The sequence below is a fragment of the Escherichia sp. KTE172 genome (assembly GCF_000408845.1).
In the GTDB taxonomy this organism is placed as follows: domain Bacteria; phylum Pseudomonadota; class Gammaproteobacteria; order Enterobacterales; family Enterobacteriaceae; genus Escherichia; species Escherichia coli.
This window is the reverse complement of the sequence record NZ_KE137316.1, coordinates 3,875,557-3,894,129: the sequence shown is the minus strand read 5'-3', so window position 1 is coordinate 3,894,129 and position 18,573 is coordinate 3,875,557. Positions and strand designations below refer to the sequence as shown.

The following is an 18,573-nucleotide window of genomic DNA, read 5'->3' as shown; positions in this document are numbered from 1 at the left end:
TGCATCAGACATTGCCGTCACTGCGTCTTTTACTGGCTCTTCTCGCTAATCCAACCGGTAACCCCGCTTATTAAAAGCATTCTGTAACAAAGTGGGACCAAAGCCATGACAAAAACGCGTAACAAAAGTGTCTATAATCACGGCAGAAAAGTCCACATTGATTATTTGCACGGCGTCACACTTTGCTATGCCATAGCATTTTTATCCATAAGATTAGCGGATCCTACCTGACGCTTTTTTTCGCAACTCTCTACTGTTTCTCCATACCCGTTTTTTTGGATGGAGTGAAACGATGGCGATTGCAATTGGCCTCGATTTTGGCAGTGATTCTGTGCGAGCTTTGGCGGTGGACTGCGCCACCGGTGAAGAGATCGCCACCAGCGTAGAGTGGTATCCCCGTTGGCAGAAAGGGCAATTTTGTGATGCCCCAAATAACCAGTTCCGTCATCATCCGCGTGACTACATTGAGTCAATGGAAGCGGCGCTGAAAACCGTGCTTGCAGAGCTTAGCGCCGAGCAGCGCGCAGCTGTGGTCGGGATTGGCGTTGACACAACCGGCTCGACGCCCGCACCGATTGACGCGGACGGTAACGTCCTGGCGCTGCGCCCGGAGTTTGCCGAAAACCCGAACGCGATGTTCGTATTGTGGAAAGACCACACCGCGGTTGAAGAAGCGGAAGAGATTACCCGCTTATGTCACACGCCAGGCAACGTTGACTACTCCCGCTATATTGGCGGTATTTATTCCAGCGAATGGTTCTGGGCAAAAATACTGCATGTAACTCGCCAGGACAGCGCCGTGGCGCAATCTGCCGCATCGTGGATTGAGCTGTGCGACTGGGTGCCAGCTCTGCTTTCCGGTACCACGCGCCCGCAGGATATTCGTCGCGGACGTTGCAGCGCCGGGCATAAGTCGCTATGGCACGAAAGCTGGGGCGGCCTGCCGCCAGCCAGTTTCTTTGACGAACTGGACCCGATCCTCAATCGCCATTTGCCTTCCCCGCTGTTCACTGATACCTGGACTGCCGATATTCCGGTGGGCACTTTATGCCCGGAATGGGCGCAGCGTCTCGGCCTGCCTGAAAGCGTGGTGATTTCCGGCGGCGCGTTTGACTGCCATATGGGCGCAGTTGGCGCAGGCGCACAGCCTAACGCTCTGGTAAAAGTTATCGGTACTTCCACCTGCGACATTCTGATTGCCGACAAACAGAGCGTTGGCGAGCGGGCAGTGAAAGGTATTTGCGGTCAGGTTGATGGCAGCGTGGTGCCTGGATTTATCGGTCTGGAAGCAGGCCAATCGGCGTTTGGCGATATCTACGCCTGGTTCGGTCGCGTACTCGGCTGGCCGCTGGAACAGCTTGCCGCCCAGCATCCGGAACTGAAAGAGCAAATCAACGCCAGCCAGAAACAACTGCTTCCGGCGCTGACCGAAGCATGGGCCAAAAATCCGTCTCTGGATCACCTGCCGGTGGTGCTCGACTGGTTTAACGGCCGCCGCACACCGAACGCTAACCAACGCCTGAAAGGGGTGATTACCGATCTTAACCTCGCTACCGACGCTCCGCTGCTGTTCGGCGGTTTGATTGCTGCCACCGCCTTTGGCGCACGCGCAATCATGGAGTGCTTTACCGATCAGGGGATCGCCGTTAATAACGTGATGGCGCTGGGCGGCATCGCGCGGAAAAACCAGGTCATTATGCAGGCCTGCTGCGACGTGCTGAATCGCCCGCTGCAAATTGTTGCCTCTGACCAGTGCTGTGCGCTCGGTGCGGCGATTTTCGCTGCCGTCGCCGCGAAAGTGCACGCAGACATCCCATCAGCCCAGCAAAAAATGGCCAGTGCGGTCGAGAAAACCCTGCAACCGCGCAGCGAACAGGCACAACGCTTTGAACAGCTTTATCGCCGCTATCAGCAATGGGCGATGAGCGCCGAACAACATTATCTTCCAACTTCCGCCCCGGCACAGGCTGCCCAGGCCGTTCCGACTCTATAAGGACACGACAATGACGATTTTTGATAATTATGAAGTGTGGTTTGTAATTGGCAGCCAGCATCTGTATGGCCCGGAAACCCTGCGTCAGGTCACCCAACATGCCGAGCACGTTGTTAATGCGCTGAATACGGAAGCGAAGCTGCCCTGCAAACTGGTGTTGAAACCGCTGGGCACCACGCCGGATGAAATCACCGCTATTTGCCGTGACGCGAATTACGACGATCGTTGCGCCGGCCTGGTAGTGTGGCTGCACACCTTTTCCCCGGCCAAAATGTGGATCAACGGCCTGACCATGCTCAACAAACCGTTGCTGCAATTCCACACCCAGTTTAACGCGGCGCTGCCGTGGGATAGCATCGATATGGACTTTATGAACCTGAACCAGACTGCACATGGCGGTCGCGAGTTCGGCTTCATTGGCGCGCGTATGCGTCAGCAACATGCCGTCGTTACCGGTCACTGGCAGGATAAACAAGCACATGAGCGTATCGGCTCCTGGATGCGTCAGGCGGTATCTAAACAGGATACCCGTCATCTGAAAGTCTGCCGTTTTGGCGATAACATGCGTGAAGTGGCGGTCACCGATGGCGATAAAGTTGCCGCACAGATCAAGTTCGGTTTCTCCATCAATACCTGGGCGGTTGGCGATCTGGTGCAGGTAGTGAACTCCATCAGCGATGGCGATGTTAACGCGCTGGTCGATGAGTACGAAAGCTGCTACACCATGACGCCTGCCACACAAATCCACGGCGAAAAACGCCAGAACGTGCTGGAAGCGGCGCGTATTGAGCTGGGGATGAAGCGTTTCCTGGAACAAGGTGGCTTCCACGCGTTCACCACCACCTTTGAAGATTTGCACGGTCTGAAACAGCTTCCTGGTCTGGCCGTACAGCGTCTGATGCAGCAGGGTTACGGCTTTGCGGGCGAAGGCGACTGGAAAACTGCCGCCCTGCTTCGCATCATGAAGGTGATGTCAACCGGTCTGCAGGGCGGCACCTCCTTTATGGAGGACTACACCTATCACTTCGAGAAAGGCAATGACCTGGTGCTCGGCTCCCACATGCTGGAAGTCTGCCCGTCGATCGCCGCAGAAGAGAAACCGATCCTCGACGTTCAGCATCTCGGTATTGGTGGTAAGGACGATCCTGCCCGCCTGATCTTCAATACCCAAACCGGCCCAGCCATTGTCGCCAGCTTGATTGATCTCGGCGATCGTTACCGTCTGCTGGTTAACTGCATCGACACAGTGAAAACACCGCACTCCCTGCCGAAACTGCCGGTGGCGAATGCGCTGTGGAAAGCGCAACCGGATCTGCCAACTGCTTCCGAAGCGTGGATCCTTGCTGGTGGCGCGCACCATACCGTTTTCAGCCATGCGCTGAACCTCAACGATATGCGCCAGTTCGCCGAGATGCACGACATTGAAATCACGGTGATTGATAACGACACCCGCCTGCCAGCGTTTAAAGACGCGCTGCGCTGGAACGAAGTGTATTACGGATTTCGTCGCTAAGTAGCTGCATCAGGTATGTAACGCCTGATGCGACGCTGGCGCGTCTTATCAGGCCTACACGCTGCGATTTTGTAGGCCGGATAAGCAAAGCGCATCCGGCATTCAACGCCTGATGCGATGCTGGCGCGTCTTATCAGGCCTACGCGCTGCGATTTTGTAGGCCGGGTAAGCAAAGCGCATCCGGCACGAAGGAGTCAACATGTTAGAAGATCTCAAACGCCAGGTATTAGAAGCCAATTTGGCGCTGCCAAAACATAACCTGGTCACGCTCACATGGGGCAACGTCAGCGCCGTTGATCGCGAGCGCGGCGTCTTTGTGATCAAACCTTCCGGCGTCGATTACAACGTCATGACCGCTGACGATATGGTCGTGGTCAGCATCGAAACCGGTGAAGTGGTTGAAGGAACGAAAAAGCCCTCCTCCGACACGCCAACTCACCGGCTGCTCTATCAGGCATTCCCGTCCATTGGCGGCATTGTGCATACGCACTCGCGCCACGCCACCATCTGGGCGCAGGCGGGCCAGTCAATTCCGGCAACCGGTACCACCCACGCCGACTATTTCTACGGCACCATTCCCTGCACCCGCAAAATGACCGACGCAGAAATCAACGGTGAATATGAGTGGGAAACCGGTAACGTCATCGTAGAAACCTTCGAAAAACAGGGTATCGACGCAGCACAAATGCCCGGCGTTCTGGTCCATTCTCACGGCCCGTTTGCATGGGGCAAAAATGCCGAAGATGCGGTGCACAACGCCATCGTGCTGGAAGAAGTCGCTTATATGGGGATTTTCTGCCGCCAGCTTGCTCCGCAGTTACCGGATATGCAGCAAACGTTGCTGGATAAGCACTATCTGCGTAAGCATGGCGCAAAAGCCTATTACGGGCAGTAATGACTGTATAAAACCACAGCCAATCAAACGAAACCAGGCTATACTCAAGCCTGGTTTTTTATTGGATTTTCAGCGTGGCGCAGGCAGGTTTTATCTTAACCCGACACTGGCGGGATACCCCGCAAGGGACAGAGGTCTCCTTCTGGCTGGCAACGGACAACGGGCCGTTGCAGGTTACGCTTGCACCGCAAGAGTCCGTGGCATTTATTCCCGCCGATCATGTTCCCCGCGCTCAGCATATTTTGCAGGGTGAACAAGGCTTTCGCCTGACGCCGCTGGCGTTAAAAGATTTTCACCGCCAGCCGGTGTATGGCCTTTACTGTCGCGCCCATCGCCAGTTGATAAATTACGAAAAGCGCCTGCGTGAAGGTGGCGTTACCGTCTACGAGGCCGATGTGCGCCCGCCAGAACGCTATCTGATGGAGCGGTTTATCACCTCTCCGGTGTGGGTCGAGGGTGATATGCGCAATGGCGCTATCGTTAATGCCCGTCTGAAACCGCATCCCGACTACCGTCCGCCGCTCAAGTGGGTTTCTATTGATATTGAAACCACCCGCCACGGTGAGCTGTACTGCATCGGCCTGGAAGGCTGCGGGCAGCGCATCGTTTATATGCTGGGGCCAGAGAATGGCGACACCTCCGCGCTCGATTTTAAACTGGAATATGTCGCCAGTCGCCCGCAGCTACTGGAAAAACTCAACGCCTGGTTTGCGACTCACGATCCCGATGTGATCATCGGCTGGAACGTGGTGCAATTCGATCTACGAATGCTGCAAAAACATGCCGAGCGTTCTCGTATTCCGCTGCGGCTGGGGCGCGATAACAGTGAGCTGGAGTGGCGCGAGCACGGCTTTAAAAACGGCGTCTTTTTTGCCCAGGCCAAAGGGCGACTGATTATCGACGGTATCGAGGCGCTGAAATCCGCGTTCTGGAATTTCTCTTCATTCTCGCTGGAAACCGTCGCTCAGGAGTTATTAGGCGAAGGAAAATCTATCGATAACCCGTGGGATCGGATGGACGAAATTGACCGCCGTTTCGCCGAAGATAAACCTGCGCTGGCAACTTATAACCTGAAAGATTGCGAGCTGGTGACGCAGATCTTCCACAAAACTGAAATCATGCCATTTTTACTCGAACGAGCGACGGTGAACGGCCTGCCGGTGGATCGGCACGGCGGTTCGGTGGCAGCGTTTGGTCATCTCTATTTTCCGCGAATGCATCGCGCTGGTTATGTCGCGCCTAATCTCGGCGAAGTGCCGCCACACGCCAGCCCTGGCGGCTATGTGATGGATTCGCGGCCAGGGCTTTATGATTCGGTACTGGTGCTGGACTACAAAAGCCTGTACCCGTCGATCATCCGCACCTTTCTGATTGATCCCGTCGGGCTGGTGGAAGGCATGGCGCAGCCTGATCCAGAGCACAGCACCGAAGGTTTTCTCGATGCCTGGTTCTCGCGGGAGAAACATTGCCTGCCGGAGATTGTGACTAACATCTGGCACGGGCGCGATGAAGCCAAACGTCAGGGTAATAAGCCGCTTTCGCAGGCGCTGAAGATCATTATGAATGCCTTTTATGGCGTGCTTGGCACCACCGCCTGCCGCTTCTTCGATCCGCGCCTGGCGTCGTCGATCACCATGCGTGGTCATCAGATCATGCGGCAAACCAAAGCGTTGATTGAAGCGCAGGGCTACGACGTGATCTACGGCGATACCGACTCAACGTTTGTCTGGTTGAAAGGCGCACATTCGGAAGAAGAAGCGGCGAAAATTGGTCGTGCACTGGTGCAGCACGTTAACGCCTGGTGGGCAGAAACGCTGCAAAAACAACGGCTGACCAGCGCATTAGAACTGGAGTATGAAACCCATTTCTGCCGTTTTCTGATGCCAACCATTCGCGGAGCCGATACCGGTAGTAAAAAGCGTTATGCCGGGCTGATTCAGGAGGGCGATAAACAGCGGATGGTGTTTAAAGGGCTGGAAACCGTGCGCACCGACTGGACGCCGCTGGCCCAGCAGTTTCAGCAGGAGCTGTACCTGCGTATCTTCCGCAACGAGCCATATCAGGAGTACGTCCGCGAAACCATCGACAAACTGATGGCGGGTGAACTGGATGCGCGGCTGGTTTACCGTAAACGCCTTCGCCGTCCGCTGAGCGAATATCAGCGTAATGTTCCGCCTCATGTACGCGCTGCACGCCTTGCCGATGAAGAAAACCAAAAGCGCGGTCGCCCCTTGCAATATCAGAACCGCGGCACCATTAAGTACGTATGGACCACCAACGGCCCGGAGCCGCTGGACTACCAACGTTCACCACTGGATTACGAACACTATCTGACCCGCCAGCTACAACCCGTGGCGGAGGGAATACTCCCTTTTATTGAGGATAATTTTGCTACACTTATGACCGGGCAACTTGGGCTATTTTGAGCAAAAAAAGAGTTCGCCAGATACCATTTTGATGCGTGACGAATGCTTTGCCATCCAGTACCATAGCGCCCTTTCCATTCCTGGACCTGAATAACACCACTACCTCATAAGCACGGTAGCGGGTGGTTATTGCCTGCAATTAAAGATATAGAGCCGAACACATATGCCTTTTACACTTGGTCAACGCTGGATCAGCGATACAGAAAGCGAATTGGGACTTGGAACCGTTGTCGCGGTGGATGCGCGAACTGTCACTTTACTTTTCCCATCTACTGGTGAAAACCGTCTGTACGCACGCAGTGATTCCCCCGTGACCCGCGTGATGTTCAACCCTGGTGATACCATTACCAGCCATGACGGCTGGCAGATGCAAGTCGAAGAAGTAAAAGAAGAAAATGGCTTGCTGACTTATATCGGTACTCGCCTGGATACTGAAGAGTCCGGCGTAGCCCTGCGTGAAGTTTTCCTTGATAGCAAACTGGTGTTCAGCAAACCGCAGGACCGTCTGTTTGCCGGGCAGATTGACCGAATGGACCGCTTTGCGCTGCGTTATCGCGCGCGTAAGTATTCCAGCGAACAGTTCCGTATGCCGTACAGCGGCCTGCGCGGTCAGCGTACCAGCCTGATCCCTCATCAGCTCAACATCGCTCATGATGTTGGTCGCCGCCACGCGCCGCGCGTCCTGCTGGCTGACGAAGTGGGTTTAGGGAAAACCATTGAAGCCGGGATGATCCTGCATCAGCAACTGCTCTCTGGCGCTGCTGAACGTGTGCTGATTATCGTCCCGGAAACCTTACAGCATCAGTGGCTGGTAGAAATGCTGCGCCGTTTCAACCTGCGCTTTGCTCTGTTTGATGATGAGCGTTATGCCGAAGCTCAGCACGATGCTTACAACCCGTTCGATACCGAACAACTGGTGATTTGCTCGCTGGATTTTGCCCGTCGTAGCAAACAGCGTCTGGAACATCTCTGTGAAGCCGAGTGGGACCTGCTGGTGGTCGATGAAGCCCATCATCTGGTGTGGAGCGAAGATGCGCCGAGCCGCGAATATCAGGCCATTGAACAACTGGCAGAGCACGTGCCGGGCGTTCTGCTGCTGACCGCAACCCCGGAACAGCTGGGGATGGAAAGCCACTTCGCCCGTCTGCGTCTGCTGGACCCGAACCGTTTCCACGATTTCGCGCAGTTCGTTGAAGAGCAGAAAAATTATCGTCCGGTTGCGGACGCCGTTGCCATGCTGCTGGCAGGTAACAAGCTGAGCAATGACGAACTGAACATGCTTGGCGAAATGATCGGCGAGCAGGATATCGAGCCGCTGTTACAAGCAGCAAACAGCGACAGCGAAGATGCCCAGAGCGCCCGTCAGGAGCTGGTTTCGATGCTGATGGATCGCCACGGCACCAGCCGCGTGCTGTTCCGTAACACCCGTAACGGTGTGAAAGGCTTCCCGAAACGCGAGCTGCACACCATTAAGCTGCCGCTGCCGACGCAGTATCAGACGGCTATTAAAGTCTCCGGCATTATGGGCGCACGCAAAAGTGCGGAAGATCGCGCTCGCGATATGCTCTACCCGGAGCGTATTTATCAGGAATTTGAAGGTGATAACGCCACCTGGTGGAACTTCGATCCGCGCGTTGAGTGGCTGATGGGCTACCTGACCAGCCATCGCTCTCAGAAAGTGCTGGTGATCTGCGCCAAAGCCGCTACCGCGCTGCAACTGGAGCAGGTACTGCGCGAGCGTGAAGGTATTCGCGCCGCGGTGTTCCACGAAGGTATGTCGATTATTGAACGTGACCGCGCTGCCGCCTGGTTTGCCGAAGAAGACACCGGCGCGCAGGTACTGCTGTGCTCGGAAATCGGTTCTGAAGGACGTAACTTCCAGTTCGCCAGCCACATGGTAATGTTTGACCTGCCATTCAACCCGGATCTGCTGGAGCAGCGTATTGGTCGTCTGGATCGTATCGGTCAGGCGCACGATATTCAGATCCATGTGCCTTATCTGGAGAAAACCGCTCAGTCGGTGCTGGTGCGCTGGTATCACGAAGGTCTGGATGCATTCGAGCACACCTGCCCGACCGGACGCACTATTTACGATAGCGTATACAACGATCTGATTAACTATCTGGCTTCACCGGATCAAACCGAAGGCTTTGACGATCTGATCAAAAACTGCCGCGAGCAACATGAAGCGCTGAAAGCACAACTGGAACAGGGTCGTGACCGCCTGCTGGAAATCCACTCCAACGGTGGCGAAAAAGCCCAGGCGCTGGCAGAAAGCATTGAAGAGCAGGATGACGATACCAACCTGATCGCCTTCGCCATGAACCTGTTCGATATTATCGGTATCAATCAGGACGATCGCGGCGACAACATGATCGTGCTGACGCCGTCCGATCATATGCTGGTGCCGGACTTCCCTGGCCTGTCGGAAGATGGCATCACCATCACCTTTGATCGTGAAGTGGCGCTGGCGCGTGAAGATGCGCAGTTTATTACCTGGGAGCATCCGCTGATCCGCAACGGTCTGGATCTGATCCTTTCTGGCGATACCGGTAGCAGCACGATTTCACTGTTGAAAAACAAAGCGTTGCCGGTAGGTACGCTGTTGGTGGAACTGATTTACGTGGTCGAAGCCCAGGCTCCGAAGCAGTTGCAGCTCAACCGCTTCCTGCCACCGACGCCGGTACGTATGCTGCTGGATAAAAACGGCAACAACCTGGCGGCGCAGGTGGAGTTTGAAACCTTTAACCGTCAGCTTAACGCGGTTAACCGTCACACCGGCAGCAAACTGGTTAACGCCGTGCAGCAGGATGTTCACGCTATCCTTCAGTTGGGTGAAGCGCAGATCGAGAAATCTGCCCGTGCACTGATTGATGCCGCACGTAACGAAGCCGACGAAAAACTGTCTGCCGAGCTGTCTCGTCTGGAAGCTCTGCGTGCAGTGAACCCGAACATTCGTGACGACGAACTGACCGCCATTGAGAGCAACCGTCAGCAGGTAATGGAAAGCCTGGATCAGGCAGGCTGGCGTCTGGATGCCCTGCGTTTGATCGTTGTAACGCATCAGTAACGGAGCCGAAAATGGGGATGGAAAACTACAATCCACCGCAGGAACCCTGGTTGGTTATCCTGTATCAGGATGACCATATTATGGTGGTCAACAAGCCGAGCGGTTTGTTGTCTGTGCCGGGTCGTCTGGAAGAGCACAAAGACAGCGTGATGACGCGCATTCAGCGTGATTATCCGCAGGCAGAATCGGTGCATCGTCTGGATATGGCTACCAGTGGCGTGATTGTAGTGGCGCTGACCAAAGCCGCGGAGCGGGAGTTAAAACGCCAGTTCCGCGAGCGCGAGCCAAAAAAGCAGTATGTGGCCCGCGTCTGGGGGCATCCATCCCCTGCGGAAGGTCTGGTGGATTTGCCGCTGATTTGCGACTGGCCAAACCGCCCGAAACAGAAAGTCTGTTACGAAACGGGTAAACCTGCGCAGACGGAGTATGAAGTGGTGGAGTATGCGGCGGATAACACGGCAAGAGTGGTGTTAAAACCGATTACCGGGCGTTCGCATCAATTGCGTGTGCATATGCTGGCGCTGGGTCATCCGATTCTCGGCGATCGTTTTTATGCATCACCAGAAGCGAGAGCGATGGCACCACGTTTATTGCTACATGCAGAGATGCTGACGATTACCCATCCGGCGTATGGCAATAGCATGACGTTTAAAGCGCCAGCGGATTTTTAACCTTTCCTGTACGTTTATACCCTCATCCTAAGGGCTGCCTCTTGTACATAAATCCCCGAGTCCGGGGATTTTTTGTTTCTGCCAAACTGCTTTCAGTTGTTGCGTGTGGCTACGCTTTCCATTCGGTAATTCCCTTCCTGCTCCACAGCGAATTTTTGAACTTTTTCTTCACCCGTTGATCGTCTCTATTATTTCATTTTATCGGGTCTGTTATGGTCCTTTCTGATTGTTATTCATGGGCTAATTAGCAGTCTGGTTGGCGATGCCCATCTCGGTAATCCGCGTCGTGCACGACGCCTTGCATCACCAGCCTCTTCTCTAGCTCATCATGCAGGTCTTTCTAATTGTGAAATCATCCCACGCTACTGCTAAGGTTGAAGGGGCGTTCCAGCCCCTTCAACCTTAGCTTATTCTGGATCATTCAATAATTGCGTTGGCAATAATTTTTCAGCAGTACTTTGTTTAGTGGTAATTTCTTCAGTAGCAATTTTTTTGGTGGTGATTTTATTAATAATAATTGCGTCAGTACCGTCCAGGATAGCACCTTCCAGGTTAGCACCGTCCAGGTTAGCATTCCACCCAGGTTCCAAGTAAAGGGATTTATCGTTACCTTTCATTATGTTGGGACCAAGGTAACAATTCCTCATGTCAACGCCGGGAAGGTAAGCCTTTCTAAGATCAACGCCCAAGCTACCGAGGCCCTTGCACAGCTTCAACGTCTGAGTACATATCTCATTTTTTTCAATTAAAAAAGTGACACTTAACTCAATATCACCGTAGATCTGAGTGTCCCAGCACATATTAGCCTTTGCGACCATCTCATCCGGATTTTTTGCGCATGTTTTGAGTTTATTGAATAATTCCAGGCTATTGATAAACTTTTCTCTCTCATTCTCGTCGATAGCCCCAGTAAAGTATTCTGAGGCGTTGATGTTGCCAACCTTGTTATTCACGAAATTGAACAGAAGTGTATAAGCCTCAGGCTGTTTATCTGACCAGAACAGATGACGTAACGTCTCCCACAAGCGTTGAAAGATATTCATCTTCACGTCTATCTTGTCCCCGCTCACCATCTTATAAATATCGTTATTGCTCATATTTAAAAGTGTAGCCGGCATGCCTGGAACTGATACTTTCATGGTAATAGCCTCGCATTGAGTTAAAAACTCATCATGCGCACTCTGAATAAATATACTTTCAAAAATCGCTCATTCAGATATGTGTTTTTTATTTTTAAGACGTAAAAATATAATTCCGCTCGTCGTAAAGCTCTCAACCTTAAGCAGGGTCAACGCGATAAAACCAACAGAACCCCTCCCGTAAACCGTGCATTGAGCCTGTCCACCATTCTGAGTAAACACCTTTTCTCAAAGAAGTGACCGCCAGGGCGGCCACCTTTAATCGTGGGCAGTTACTCAGCATCATTTACAGGGTCATTTAAACCCTTTCTGCTGCTTAATCAGCTCATAGGCCTGCTGAATTTCCTGCGCTTTCTGCTTCGCCATCTCCATCATCTCAGGCGGCAAACCTTTCGCCACCAACTTATCGGGATGGTGTTCACTCATCAGCTTACGGTAGGCACGTTTGATGGTGGTCGCATCATCCGTCGGCTTCACGCCCAGCACATTACAGGCATCTTCCAGCGTCGGGCCACGCTGCGCTTGCTGCCAGTTACCACCGCCAGATTGCTGCTGATAACCGCCGCCAAACTGTGCACCGCCCTGCATCATGCGCAAAAACTGGTCAAACTGGGCGCGGGAGATCCCTAATTCTTCAGCAATGACATACAGCACCGCCCGTTCATTCGGGTGCAGTGAACCATCAGCAAACGCCGCCTGAATCTGGATCTCCAGAAACATACGAATTAAGTCAAAACGACCAAAGCAGACACTGCGAAACTGGCGCATCTTTTCGCGCAGCGGGTAATTGTCTGATTTTCCCACCCGGAACGCGTTTTGCGCCGCAGTACGGGAAGCGCCATGCAGGTTCATTCGGTCCATCAACTGGCTGGCGATATGAATATCAGCCTCCGTGACGCGACCTTTGGATTTGGTTAAATGCCCCATCACTTCAAAAGTGGTGGCAAAAAACAGCGCCTGACGCTCACGCTGGTTGGCGAACCACGCCATTTTACGGCTACGGGCTTTATCAAACATATGGCCAATTAACAGGCCTAACACTACGCCCCAAAAGCCGCCGCCCATCAGTAAGGCCACGGCCACGCCAATGATTTTTCCCCAATACTGCATATATTCCCCAAATCGACACACGGATATCAGGGCTATCTCCCACAATATAAAGGTGCTTTTACCGTTTTCCGGCTGCGGTCAATTGTGGGACATCGCCTATAATTTGCATTATCATACCTGTCATTCAATGCCGTGCCTAACACCACTGACGCTATTCGGACAGGATTAACACTAGCGTAGAGATGACGAGTACGTTAGTCTCTGACCGTTTGTCACGCGCAACGTTACCGATGATGGAACAATAAAATCAACGTATGAAAAAACGTATCCCCACTCTCCTGGCCACCATGATTGCCACCGCCCTTTATAGTCAACAGGGACTGGCAGCCGACCTCGCCTCACAGTGCATGTTGGGCGTGCCAAGCTATGACCGTCCTCTGGTACAGGGCGATACCAATGACTTACCCGTGACTATCAATGCTGACCACGCGAAAGGGGACTACCCGGATGACGCCGTGTTTACTGGCAGCGTGGATATCATGCAGGGTAACAGCCGTCTGCAGGCCGACGAAGTGCAGCTCCATCAAAAAGAGGCACCAGGACAACCGGAGCCGGTACGTACCGTTGATGCGCTCGGTAATGTCCATTACGACGATAACCAGGTGATCCTCAAAGGGCCGAAAGGCTGGGCGAATCTGAACACCAAAGATACCAATGTCTGGGAAGGTGATTACCAGATGGTGGGTCGTCAGGGCCGCGGTAAAGCGGACCTGATGAAACAACGTGGCGAAAACCGCTATACCATTCTGGATAACGGTAGCTTTACCTCCTGTCTGCCGGGTTCTGACACCTGGAGCGTGGTAGGTAGCGAAATTATTCATGACCGCGAAGAACAAGTTGCGGAGATCTGGAACGCCCGCTTTAAGGTGGGTCCGGTACCGATCTTTTATAGCCCCTATTTGCAGTTGCCGGTGGGTGACAAACGTCGCTCTGGTTTCTTGATCCCGAACGCTAAGTACACCACTACCAACTACTTTGAGTTCTACCTTCCATATTACTGGAACATCGCGCCAAATATGGATGCCACCATCACGCCGCATTATATGCATCGTCGTGGCAATATCATGTGGGAGAACGAATTCCGCTACCTCTCCCAGGCGGGCGCTGGCTTGATGGAACTGGACTATCTGCCTTCAGATAAAGTCTATGAAGATGAACACCCGAACGATGACAGTTCACGTCGTTGGTTATTCTACTGGAACCACTCCGGGGTCATGGATCAGGTGTGGCGTTTCAACGTCGACTACACCAAGGTCAGCGATCCTAGCTACTTCAATGATTTCGATAACAAGTACGGTTCCAGTACTGACGGCTACGCAACGCAAAAATTCAGCGTTGGCTATGCGGTGCAAAACTTCAATGCCACCGTTTCAACCAAGCAGTTCCAGGTCTTCAGCGAGCAGAACACCAGTAGCTACTCGGCAGAGCCGCAGTTAGACGTTAACTACTACCAGAATGATGTTGGTCCGTTTGATACGCGTATTTACGGCCAGGCAGTGCACTTTGTTAACACCAGAGACGACATGCCTGAAGCAACCCGTGTTCACCTGGAACCGACCATCAATTTGCCGCTCTCTAATAACTGGGGCAGCATCAATACCGAAGCGAAGTTGCTGGCAACCCATTATCAGCAAACTAATCTTGACTGGTATAACTCCAGAAACACAACCAAGCTGGACGAATCCGTTAACCGCGTAATGCCGCAATTTAAAGTTGACGGCAAAATGGTCTTCGAACGTGATATGGAAATGCTGGCTCCGGGTTATACCCAAACGCTGGAACCGCGCGCGCAGTATTTATACGTGCCGTATCGCGATCAGAGCGACATCTATAACTACGACTCGTCTCTGCTGCAATCTGACTACTCTGGCCTGTTCCGGGACCGGACTTACGGCGGTCTTGACCGTATTGCCTCCGCTAACCAGGTGACGACCGGTGTCACATCTCGCATATATGATGATGCTGCCGTTGAACGTTTTAATATTTCCGTTGGTCAAATCTACTATTTCACGGAGTCTCGCACTGGCGATGACAACATAACATGGGAGAATGACGACAAAACGGGCTCACTGGTGTGGGCAGGCGATACTTACTGGCGTATCTCCGAGCGTTGGGGATTGCGTGGCGGGATTCAGTACGATACACGTCTGGATAACGTAGCGACCAGTAACTCCAGCATTGAATACCGTCGGGATGAAGACCGTCTGGTACAGCTGAACTACCGTTACGCCAGCCCGGAATATATTCAGGCTACGCTGCCTAAGTACTATTCCACGGCTGAGCAATATAAGAATGGTATTTCGCAGGTAGGTGCCGTCGCCAGCTGGCCAATTGCCGATCGTTGGTCAATTGTTGGGGCCTACTACTACGACACCAATGCGAACAAGCAAGCCGACTCTATGTTAGGTGTGCAATACAGCTCCTGCTGCTATGCAATTCGCGTCGGTTACGAGCGGAAGCTGAACGGTTGGGATAACGATAAACAACATGCGGTATATGACAACGCAATCGGCTTTAACATCGAACTTCGCGGCCTGAGCTCCAACTACGGTCTGGGTACGCAAGAGATGCTGCGTTCGAACATTCTGCCGTATCAAAACACTTTGTGATTTGTTGATTTACCACGTAATCCGCAGTGCGGTTAATTGAAATGGAAAAAGTATGAAGAACTGGAAAACGCTGCTTCTCGGTATCGCCATGATCGCGAATACCAGTTTCGCTGCCCCCCAGGTAGTCGATAAAGTCGCAGCCGTCGTCAATAACGGCGTCGTGCTGGAAAGCGACGTTGATGGATTAATGCAGTCGGTAAAACTGAACGCTGCTCAGGCAAGGCAGCAACTTCCTGATGACGCGACGCTGCGCCACCAAATCATGGAACGTTTGATCATGGATCAAATCATCCTGCAGATGGGGCAGAAAATGGGAGTGAAAATCTCCGATGAGCAGCTGGATCAGGCGATTGCTAACATCGCGAAACAGAACAACATGACGCTGGATCAGATGCGCAGCCGTCTGGCTTACGATGGTCTGAACTACAACACCTATCGTAACCAGATCCGCAAAGAGATGATTATCTCTGAAGTGCGTAACAACGAGGTGCGTCGTCGCATCACCATCCTGCCGCAGGAAGTCGAATCCCTGGCGCAGCAGGTGGGTAACCAAAACGACGCCAGCACTGAGCTGAACCTGAGCCACATCCTGATCCCGCTGCCGGAAAACCCGACTTCTGATCAAGTGAACGAAGCGGAAAGCCAGGCGCGTGCCATTGTCGATCAGGCGCGTAACGGCGCTGATTTCGGTAAGCTGGCGATTGCTCATTCTGCCGACCAGCAGGCACTGAACGGCGGCCAGATGGGCTGGGGCCGTATTCAGGAGTTGCCGGGGATCTTCGCCCAGGCATTAAGCACCGCGAAGAAAGGCGACATTGTTGGCCCAATTCGTTCCGGCGTTGGCTTCCATATTCTGAAAGTTAACGACCTGCGCGGCGAAAGCAAAAATATCTCGGTGACCGAAGTTCATGCTCGCCATATTCTGCTGAAACCGTCGCCGATCATGACTGACGAACAGGCCCGCGTGAAACTGGAACAGATTGCTGCCGATATCAAGAGTGGTAAAACGACTTTTGCTGCCGCAGCGAAAGAGTTCTCTCAGGATCCAGGCTCTGCTAACCAGGGCGGTGATCTCGGCTGGGCTACACCAGATATTTTCGATCCGGCCTTCCGTGACGCCCTGACCCGCCTGAACAAAGGTCAAATGAGTGCACCGGTTCACTCTTCATTCGGCTGGCATTTAATCGAACTGCTGGATACCCGTAATGTCGATAAAACCGACGCGGCACAGAAAGATCGTGCGTACCGCATGCTGATGAACCGTAAGTTCTCGGAAGAAGCAGCAAGCTGGATGCAGGAACAACGTGCCAGCGCCTACGTTAAAATCCTGAGCAACTAATGGTTAAAACCCAACGTGTTGTGATCACTCCCGGCGAGCCCGCCGGGATTGGCCCGGACTTAGTTGTCCAGCTTGCACAGCGTGAGTGGCCGGTCGAACTGGTTGTTTGTGCCGATGCCACTCTCCTTACCAACCGGGCAGCGATGCTCGGTTTGCCGCTCACCCTCCGCCCTTATTCCCCCAACTCCCCTGCACAACCGCAAACTGCGGGCACATTAACGCTACTTCCTGTCGCGCTACGTGAATCTGTCACTGCGGGGCAGTTAGCGGTTGAAAATGGGCATTATGTGGTGGAAACGCTGGCGCGAGCGTGTGATGGCTGTCTGAACGGTGAATTTGCTGCGCTGATCACAGGCCCCGTGCATAAAGGCGTCATTAACGACGCAGGCATTCCGTTTACCGGTCATACCGAGTTTTTCGAAGAGCGTTCGCAGGCGAAAAAAGTGGTGATGATGCTGGCGACCGAAGAACTTCGCGTGGCGCTGGCAACGACGCATTTACCGCTGCGCGATATCGCAGATGCTATCACCCCTGCGCTTTTGCACGAAGTGATTGCTATTTTGCATCACGATTTGCGGACCAAATTTGGTATTGCCGAACCGCGCATTCTGGTCTGCGGGCTGAATCCGCACGCGGGCGAAGGCGGTCATATGGGTACGGAAGAGATAGACACCATTATTCCGGTGCTCGACGAGCTGCGGGCGCAGGGGATGAAACTCAACGGGCCGCTGCCTGCCGATACCCTGTTTCAGCCGAAATATCTCGATAACGCCGACGCCGTGCTGGCGATGTACCACGATCAGGGTCTTCCCGTGCTAAAATACCAGGGCTTCGGGCGCGGTGTGAACATTACGCTGGGCCTGCCCTTTATTCGCACATCAGTGGACCACGGCACCGCGCTTGAACTGGCGGGACGTGGCAAAGCCGATGTCGGCAGTTTTATTACGGCGCTTAATCTCGCCATCAAAATGATTGTTAACACCCAATGAATAATCGAGTCCACCAGGGCCACTTAGCCCGTAAACGCTTCGGGCAAAACTTTCTCAACGATCAGTTCGTGATCGACAGCATTGTTTCTGCCATTAACCCGCAGAAGGGCCAGGCGATGGTCGAAATCGGCCCCGGTCTGGCGGCATTGACCGAACCGGTCGGCGAACGTCTGGATAAGCTCACGGTCATCGAACTTGACCGCGATCTGGCGGCACGTCTGCAAACGCATCCATTCTTAGGCCCGAAACTGACTATTTATCAGCAGGATGCGATGACCTTTAACTTTGGTGAACTGGCCGAGAAAATGGGTCAGCCGCTGCGTGTTTTCGGCAACCTGCCTTATAACATCTCCACGCCGTTGATGTTCCATCTGTTTAGCTATACTGATGCCATTGCCGACATGCACTTTATGTTGCAAAAAGAGGTGGTGAATCGTCTGGTTGCAGGACCGAACAGCAAAGCGTATGGTCGATTAAGCGTCATGGCGCAATACTATTGCAACGTGATCCCAGTGCTGGAAGTACCGCCGTCAGCCTTTACACCACCACCCAAAGTGGATTCCGCCGTCGTGCGCCTGGTTCCTCATGCAACGATGCCTCACCCGGTTAAAGATGTTCGCGTGTTGAGCCGCATCACCACCGAAGCCTTTAACCAGCGTCGTAAAACCATTCGTAACAGCCTCGGCAACCTGTTTAGCGTCGAGGTGTTAACCGGAATGGGGATCGACCCGGCGATGCGAGCGGAAAATATCTCTGTCGCGCAATATTGCCAGATGGCGAACTATCTGGCGGAGAACGCGCCTTTGCAGGAGAGTTAAC

12 protein-coding genes and 1 pseudogene are annotated in these 18,573 nt (G+C 53.3%); 11 read left to right on the top strand and 2 right to left on the bottom strand.

Annotated elements, in window-relative coordinates:
- Window positions 1–292 precede the first annotated feature (292 nt).
- From araB to G434_RS30005, 7 genes and pseudogenes are all read left to right on the top strand, one after another.
- The gene (araB, locus tag G434_RS05790; RefSeq protein ID WP_000951845.1) at window positions 293–1,993 is read left to right on the top strand and encodes a ribulokinase; all 1,701 of its coding nucleotides are present in this window, start codon (window positions 293–295) and stop codon (window positions 1,991–1,993) included.
- Window positions 1,994–2,003: 10 nt separating this feature from the next.
- A complete protein-coding gene (gene araA, locus G434_RS05795; protein ID WP_000151722.1) occupies window positions 2,004–3,506 on the top strand; it encodes an L-arabinose isomerase in 1,503 nt (500 codons plus the stop codon).
- Between the two features lie 199 nt (window positions 3,507–3,705).
- On the top strand, window positions 3,706–4,401 hold the full coding sequence (araD, locus tag G434_RS05800; RefSeq protein ID WP_000888652.1) for an L-ribulose-5-phosphate 4-epimerase: 696 nt from the start codon (window positions 3,706–3,708) through the stop codon (window positions 4,399–4,401).
- A gap of 74 nt (window positions 4,402–4,475) precedes the next feature.
- A complete protein-coding gene (gene polB / locus G434_RS05805) occupies window positions 4,476–6,827 on the top strand; it encodes a DNA polymerase II (protein WP_000035619.1) in 2,352 nt (783 codons plus the stop codon).
- 163 nt (window positions 6,828–6,990) lie between these two features.
- On the top strand, window positions 6,991–9,897 hold the full coding sequence (gene rapA, locus G434_RS05810; protein ID WP_001117011.1) for an RNA polymerase-associated protein RapA: 2,907 nt from the start codon (window positions 6,991–6,993) through the stop codon (window positions 9,895–9,897).
- 11 nt (window positions 9,898–9,908) lie between these two features.
- Window positions 9,909–10,568: a bifunctional tRNA pseudouridine(32) synthase/23S rRNA pseudouridine(746) synthase RluA gene (gene rluA, locus G434_RS05815; RefSeq protein ID WP_000525176.1), complete on the top strand. Its 660-nt coding sequence runs from the start codon at window positions 9,909–9,911 to the stop codon at window positions 10,566–10,568.
- 212 nt (window positions 10,569–10,780) lie between these two features.
- Window positions 10,781–10,959: pseudogene (locus G434_RS30005) on the top strand (transposase DNA-binding-containing protein); the annotation flags it as partial.
- Between the two features lie 16 nt (window positions 10,960–10,975).
- Here G434_RS30005 and G434_RS05820 read toward each other — a convergent pair.
- Both G434_RS05820 and djlA read right to left on the bottom strand, forming a co-directional pair.
- The gene (locus G434_RS05820) at window positions 10,976–11,707 is read right to left on the bottom strand and encodes a pentapeptide repeat-containing protein (protein ID WP_000868891.1); all 732 of its coding nucleotides are present in this window, start codon (window positions 11,705–11,707) and stop codon (window positions 10,976–10,978) included.
- 294 nt (window positions 11,708–12,001) lie between these two features.
- Window positions 12,002–12,817 carry a co-chaperone DjlA gene (gene djlA, locus G434_RS05825; RefSeq protein WP_001200573.1) on the bottom strand — a complete coding sequence of 272 codons (816 nt, stop codon included), beginning with the start codon at window positions 12,815–12,817 and terminating at the stop codon, window positions 12,002–12,004.
- A 254-nt stretch (window positions 12,818–13,071) separates the two neighbouring features.
- Here djlA and lptD point away from each other — a divergent pair, with 254 nt between their 5' ends.
- Genes lptD through rsmA form a run of 4 tightly spaced genes read left to right on the top strand, consistent with a single transcriptional unit; the run spans window position 13,072 to window position 18,572 of the window.
- Window positions 13,072–15,426, top strand: coding sequence for an LPS assembly protein LptD (gene lptD, locus G434_RS05830; protein ID WP_000746151.1), 2,355 nt, complete (start codon window positions 13,072–13,074; stop codon window positions 15,424–15,426).
- Window positions 15,427–15,478: 52 nt separating this feature from the next.
- Entirely contained in the window at window positions 15,479–16,765 is a 1,287-nt protein-coding gene (gene surA, locus G434_RS05835) for a peptidylprolyl isomerase SurA (protein ID WP_000800457.1), read from the top strand.
- A complete protein-coding gene (gene pdxA / locus G434_RS05840) occupies window positions 16,765–17,754 on the top strand; it encodes a 4-hydroxythreonine-4-phosphate dehydrogenase PdxA (RefSeq protein ID WP_000241280.1) in 990 nt (329 codons plus the stop codon). The genes surA and pdxA overlap by 1 nt, the downstream gene beginning before the upstream one ends.
- The gene (rsmA, locus tag G434_RS05845) at window positions 17,751–18,572 is read left to right on the top strand and encodes a 16S rRNA (adenine(1518)-N(6)/adenine(1519)-N(6))-dimethyltransferase RsmA (RefSeq protein ID WP_001065361.1); all 822 of its coding nucleotides are present in this window, start codon (window positions 17,751–17,753) and stop codon (window positions 18,570–18,572) included. Before pdxA ends, rsmA begins: the two co-directional genes overlap by 4 nt.
- The last annotated feature ends 1 nt before the right edge of the window (window position 18,573 follow it).